The 4,759-nt window shown below is 56.2% G+C and carries 3 protein-coding genes; 1 reads left to right on the forward strand and 2 read right to left on the reverse strand.

Features of this window, described 5'->3' with window-relative positions; translation table 11 throughout:
- Positions 1–713 precede the first annotated feature (713 nt).
- On the reverse strand, positions 714–983 hold the full coding sequence (locus DJ74_RS15215; RefSeq protein ID WP_094527789.1) for a type II toxin-antitoxin system RelE/ParE family toxin: 270 nt from the start codon (positions 981–983) through the stop codon (positions 714–716).
- Positions 973–1,269, reverse strand: coding sequence for a ribbon-helix-helix domain-containing protein (locus tag DJ74_RS15220; RefSeq protein WP_094524420.1), 297 nt, complete (start codon positions 1,267–1,269; stop codon positions 973–975). Before DJ74_RS15220 ends, DJ74_RS15215 begins: the two co-directional genes overlap by 11 nt.
- 434 nt (positions 1,270–1,703) lie before the next feature.
- Here DJ74_RS15220 and DJ74_RS15225 point away from each other — a divergent pair.
- Positions 1,704–4,759: PAS domain S-box protein (locus DJ74_RS15225; protein WP_141212724.1), on the forward strand; the 3,056-nt coding region annotated here is incomplete at its 3' end.

The raw sequence follows: 4,759 nt of genomic DNA on the forward strand, positions 1-4,759 counted from the left end.
TACGCAATATATTCCTGTGCGGGTACGGTCACCACAGTATCTTCACGTGATACCGGATAATTCGCTCAGCAGTCAAACGAGGACTTTCACGAAAATAACAGTTCACTCTCATTTCGCAACATGACCGCCAGCTGAGAGATATATTAAATCTCTCACTAATTTGTACGCACTGGAGGTTCAGAACTCGAAAGCTGTTCCACTGTGGGTAATGAAATCCGTACTGATCAGGGCCGTCCTGCTGATTTCCGGGGCTCTGTATTCAAATATGATAAATATATGCCAACTCGTTTCGATAAGATGCCCGCAGTGGACAGAGACAAACGTCTCGAGGAAGTTCCCATGTCCGCCCGTCGATGGGGTGTAGACATCAACCACAAAGAATCTGTTTAGAGGATTGTGTTCTTGCCCGGACATGTATTGTGCCCGCCGCCGCGCCCTCTAACTGCCCGGCGCTTCCGCAGTTCCGACCTCAACAGTGGGTTGTTTGAGTCCACATAGCCTCGATGAGTACGCGCTTATTGCAGACGAACTGGACCTTTCGTCGGTCGGTCAGCCGTATCTAAAGCCCGACCTGGCGGAGATCGAAGCTGTGACGCGAGTCGATTTTTCCACCGAAATTAAAACGCGGGGGTTTCGTTACACTGCTTCAAAGAATCCGTTTAATCCCCGTGCTGTCGTTCGGTTGCAGATCGGATTCCGTCAGTCGTCGTCAGCTAGGCACCGCTTCGGTGTTCGATCCGATGGACCTCCAGCACCGACTCACCCCGGTCGAGAATGCAGGCGAGCCGATACTGACCGACGCGGAGTTTCGCGAACGGACCGCCGGTCAGCGGTTCGAGGTACTCGTCGGGGTCGCGCCACTCCGACTCGACCACCTGGTCGAGTTTCGAGACGATGCGGTCCTGCACGTGTGGGTCGAGTGAGTCGAACTGATCCGCAGCTCGCGGCGTGAATTTCCAGGTCCAGTCGTCCTCACTCGTCATTTTCGTCTCGATCCATCATCTCGACGACTTCCTCACGAGAGACCAGCTCGGCGTCGCCCGAACGGAGATCGTGCTCGCTCGCCGCGATCTGTTTCCACCCCTCGCGGGAAAATTCTGGATGTTTCACCGCGTCTCGGGCAGCGTAACGGAGGAACTCGCTCCGGGAGTTGAACCCCTGTTCCTGCCACGTCGTATCGATGTCTTCGAGGAACGCTTTGCTGAGTCGGAGATTGATCTGGACCATCTCGGGCCCATCGTCACCATTTGCGGTATCCGCATCAGACATATACAGATGCTTTGCGTCCGTATATACTAAGTTGTATCGTCGCCGTGTGGATGTCGGCACGACTCGTAACGAATTCTGCCCGAATCCAGTATTGCTTCTGTTAGCGGACAATAGAGCCACTGAAACGTCTGAAAACGGCGGTTGAGATAGAAGTAGACTCGCGGGGGTTTCGTTGCACTGCTTCAAAGAATCCGTTTAATCCCTGTGCTGTCCGTCGGTTTGCGCGATAGTTATAAGCACCACAGAGGTCACTAGCACCGTTGTATATTGAAACTGACACGGTCGGCGTGACCGATACAGAGGATGTAGTCAGCAATGGAACTGCTTATTTCTCCATCTAAATCCTGAACCACCTGATAGAATGCGCTTGCGAATCTTGCGCTCACGGTCTCGCATTCCGCAATTGATAAAACAACTCATCTATTTTAGATAGTATGCAAACTTTTTACACACTCTTAACCATCTCAGGGGACCCAAGTACGGGTCGCTGGGGGCTTTTTCTCATTTTCACCGGGATTGCGGTCAGTTGCTTCGTGGGTGCTGCGTACGGCTCACGGCTGCGGCGACGAGATACGCAGCTCGGGCTCAGAGCGGTCCTCCTTACCAACGGATTGTGGCTGGGGTTCCAAGCGCTTGGGCTGGTTACCACCAGCGAGTCGCTTAGCAACGCGCTCTACATTGGGGGACTCATCTGGGGGCTCACGGGCGTGGGTGCATGGATGTATTTTATCTCCGCGTACACCGGTCGGTCATACCATCGCGACCGACGTTACCGTGGACTCGCTGTCGGCACCTATCTCGGGCTCCTCATCGTTAAGCTCACGAACCCGCTGTACGGACTGTACGTCTCGACGGAACTACAGCAAAGCCCGTATCTACACCTCGTGGTTGAACCGCAGTTGTTCTACTGGGTCTCGTTCTCGCTCACGTACGCACTCGTGGCACTCAGTTTCTATTGGTTGCTCACGACGCTGCGTGAATCGGCGTTTCCAACTGGGAGTCTCGGGGCGCTCGGAGTCCTCGCGCTGTCACCGATCATACCGCGGTTGGCTGTCAGCACGCTACCGACCGAGCTACTACCGCCTATTATGCTGGGATTGAGCTTCGAACCGGTCGGTGTGACCGCGTTTCTCGCGGGAGTGTTAGTGTTCGTTGGGAAACCCTTCCGACAGATCGAGCAGTCTGCCCGCTCACGATTCTTCGAGGAAGCCGACGACGCGACGTTCGTGTACGATACTGACGGTGAACTCGTCGAAACGAACACGCAGGGACAGGAGTTACACTCAGCGACCGATACTGACCTTACGACTATTGAGGCGTTCGAGCGGTCGTTCAGTCCGAATACCGAGCTTGAGGATACGGATCCTGTCCCTGTGGAAGTTTATGGCTCCACCCGATACTTCGAGGTAATAACGAACCGGATGGCTACCGGAGCTGAACTTGTCGGGACGGTCGCAACCGTTCGGGACATTACCGAGCGGCGAGCGCGAAAGCGCGAACTCGAGGAGCGGAAGAGAGAGCTCGAACTGAAAGAGCGAGCGATGGACGAGGCTATCGTCGGGATCACGATCAGCGATCCCGACCGCGAGGACAATCCGCTGATATACGCTAACGACGGGTTTGTCGAACAGACCGGCTACACCAGAGAGGAAACACTCGGACGGAACTGTCGATTTCTCCAAGAAGACGATAGAGATCAGGAGGCGCTTGACGAACTCCGTGAGGCGATTGCCGCCGAGGAACCGGTGACTGTCGACCTGCGGAACTACCGCAAAAACGGCGAGCAGTTCTGGAATCGGTTGTCGGTGACGCCGGTGTACGATGACGGCGAATTGGTCAACCACATCGGTGTCCAGCAAGACGTAACCGATGAAGTGCGCCGCAAACAGCGGTTGTATGAGGAACGCGAACAGTTCCGCCTGCTAACCGAGAGCGTCGACGAGTACGCCTTTCTCATCGTCGACGAGGACGGAATCGTTCAAACGTGGAACACCGGTGCCGAGGACCTCTTTGGGTACGACGGTGACGCGGCGGTCGGAATGTCGATGGCTGAACTCCATCCTGAGTCCGACCGCGAGTCCGGCCTGCCGAAGCGGTTGATACAACAGGCGCGTCTCGCCGGTGAGAGCGCCGACGAGGGGTGGCGAGTTCGCGCCGACGGGTCGGAGTTCTACGCCGACGTCCGGTACGCGCCGCTCGAATCCGACGATGGGGTGTTTCGCGGGTATGCGGTGATCGTCCGCGACATGACCGAACGCCGTCGCCAACGGCGCCGAACCGAGCGATTCGTCGAAGAGTCCGAGGACGTCGTTACAGTCCTCGATCCCGACGGGACAATCACCTACACCAGCGGGTCGGTGACGCGGGTGTTCGGCTACGACCCCGACGCCCTCGTTGGCGAGAACCTCTTCGATTACGTTCATCCAGACGGACGCGAGCACGCGATGGAGGCGTTCTTTAGCTCGGTTGAGGAAACCGAAAGCGTCACCGCAGAGTGTCGACTCAGATCTCCGGATGGCGGGTGGTTCAATATCGAAAGTCGATACCGGAACATGCTTGACGACGACGCCATCGACGGAGTGATCGTCTACCTCAGGGATGTGACCGAAGCCAAAGACCGTGCTCGGCGGTTCGAGAGCATTTTCAACCAGACGTTCCAGTTCACGGGCTTGTTGGACACCGACGGGACGGTCATCGAGGTCAACGACGCCGCCCTCGAGTTCGGCGGGTTCGAGCGCAGCGACGTCGTCGGGAACCCCTTTTATGAAGCCCAGTGGTGGACACACTCCGAGACAGTCTACGATCGGGTTCAGGACGCAATTGAGCGAGCCTCAGGCGGGGATTTCGTCCGCTACGAAACGGAAGTGCGGGGCGCTAACGGCTTCGCAACAATCGACTTCTCGATAAAACCCGTGACAGATGAAGACGACGAGATTACCCTACTCGTTGCTGAGGGGCGCGATATCACAGCCCAGCAGCGGTATGGTCGCCACTTGAACGTCATGCAGCGCGTGATGCGACACAACATGCGGAACGATTTGACAAAAGTCCGAGGCTGGACAGAGCTGATGAGCAGAGAGACGGACGCAGAAAAACGGGCGGAACAGTTCGAGACCGTCAAACCGATTCTTGACAAGTGGGGGCAGATGATAGAGAAAATGAAACAGATAAAACAAGTCCTCAATCCGGAAGGTGGTGGGGCAGCCACGACAGAGGCTGGCCCACTGATCGGAGAGGTCGTTAATGAAATCCGAGAGGAACACGAGGACGCAACGATCCTGACTGAGATATCTGGCGATGGGTCGGTGCAGCTACAGACGACGCTCGGAGAGGCTATCCGTGAGTTGGTAGAAAATGCCGTGAAGCTGAACGATAACGCTACAGTCGAGATCGAACTCGTCGAGTTGGAAAACGAGTGGATTGAGGTCCACGTGCGAGATGACGGCCCCGGAATGCCGGAAATGGAGGCGGATATCCTCGAAACGGGAGA

Origin of the sequence: Halorubrum sp. Ea8, from assembly GCF_002252925.1 — an archaeon.
GTDB lineage: Archaea > Halobacteriota > Halobacteria > Halobacteriales > Haloferacaceae > Halorubrum.

Bases quoted from the DNA above. Each gene is read 5' to 3' on its own strand.
- DJ74_RS15215 (WP_094527789.1), bottom strand. From the start codon at position 983: ATGACGAGTGAGGACGACTGGACCTGGAAATTCACGCCGCGAGCTGCG.
- DJ74_RS15220 (WP_094524420.1), bottom strand. From the start codon at position 1,269: ATGTCTGATGCGGATACCGCAAATGGTGACGATGGGCCCGAGATGGTC.